The sequence below is a fragment of the Roseomonas chloroacetimidivorans genome (genome assembly GCF_049629625.1).
In the GTDB taxonomy this organism is placed as follows: Bacteria; Pseudomonadota; Alphaproteobacteria; order Acetobacterales; family Acetobacteraceae; genus Roseomonas; species Roseomonas chloroacetimidivorans.
Genome location: NZ_JBNBZS010000294.1, coordinates 1 through 1,029 on the forward strand (window position 1 = coordinate 1; position 1,029 = coordinate 1,029).

Consider the following 1,029-nt stretch of genomic DNA (forward strand, 5'->3'; position numbering starts at 1 on the left):
TTGGCCGAACCGCAGTCCACGCACCTCATCCCAGGCTCCCAGCCGCCTCTCAACCCGTCAGGAGCCTACCCAGGGCTGCCCCAGCTCACCAATCCGGGCGCCCCCTGGCGCGAGTTCTGACAGATCCGTGACGAGAAGGGAGTGGCCGTCAGCGGCGCTGCCCACGACCTGGCGCGTGGCGATCAGCGAGTTCGCGCCGCCCTGATTCTCGATGACCACCGCGCCCTGCAGCGCCTCGGTCAGTCCCTGCTGGAGGGAACGGCCGAGCGTGTCCAAGCTGCCGCCGGCGGGAAAGGCAATGAGGAGACGGACCGGGCGCGCCGGAAAGCCGGGGGGCATGGCGGCCATCGCGGGCGCCAGCGCAGGGAGTAGCGAAGCCAATTCCAACAGGTGTCGGCGCCGGATCACGCGAAGCTGCTCCTGCTAGGAAGATGCACGGCCGGAGTCTTCCGTGGACCACCGTCGGCGGCGGATGGGTGCAGCATCATCGCGTCGGCGAGCGGATGGCTCGGAATGGAAATGGGCAGACCGGTGATGGTGCGGGTCATGGAGTCCGTCTTCCGAGCGAGCATCTGAGAGGCGCTTGAGAAAGGGGTCGGCCGGCGATCAGCCGCGACACGCCGTCCAGCGGATTGTCGTGGTCAATCTGGAACTCTCCTTGCAGCGTTTCCCGGTCGGGTTGAGCTTCGACGGGATGACGGTCCGTGCCGATGAAATGAACTGACTGATTTTCAGGCGGTCCGCGGCATAGATGCATCCTGCGACACCTGACGGGATTGCGCCCATTCGTTCCGACCTGACGGGCCGCCGCCAGACGTGCGGCCCTTTCAACGTCTCGGGTGTTGAAGCCCCACGTGCTCGGAAGGCACGATATGTCCGCCCTGTGCGATGTCTTCGACGGAGGATCTGTCAGAGATCGCGCCAGGGGTGGCCGGATTGGCGAGCGGGGGCAGGCGCGGATAGGCTCGTGACGGGTTGTTGGATGGCTGGGAGCCTGGGATGGAGTGCGTGGACTGCGGTTCGGCGCAG

2 protein-coding genes are annotated in these 1,029 nt (G+C 66.5%); both read right to left on the reverse strand.

Annotated elements, in window-relative coordinates; genetic code table 11:
* Window positions 1-57 precede the first annotated feature (57 nt).
* A complete protein-coding gene (locus ACO1BU_RS37540; RefSeq protein ID WP_424140929.1) occupies window positions 58-348 on the reverse strand; it encodes a type 2 periplasmic-binding domain-containing protein in 291 nt (96 codons plus the stop codon).
* A 56-nt stretch (window positions 349-404) separates the two neighbouring features.
* Window positions 405-548 (reverse strand): hypothetical protein, encoded by a 144-nt coding sequence (locus tag ACO1BU_RS37545; protein ID WP_424140930.1) that lies wholly within the window; start codon window positions 546-548, stop codon window positions 405-407.
* Window positions 549-1,029: the final 481 nt, after the last annotated feature.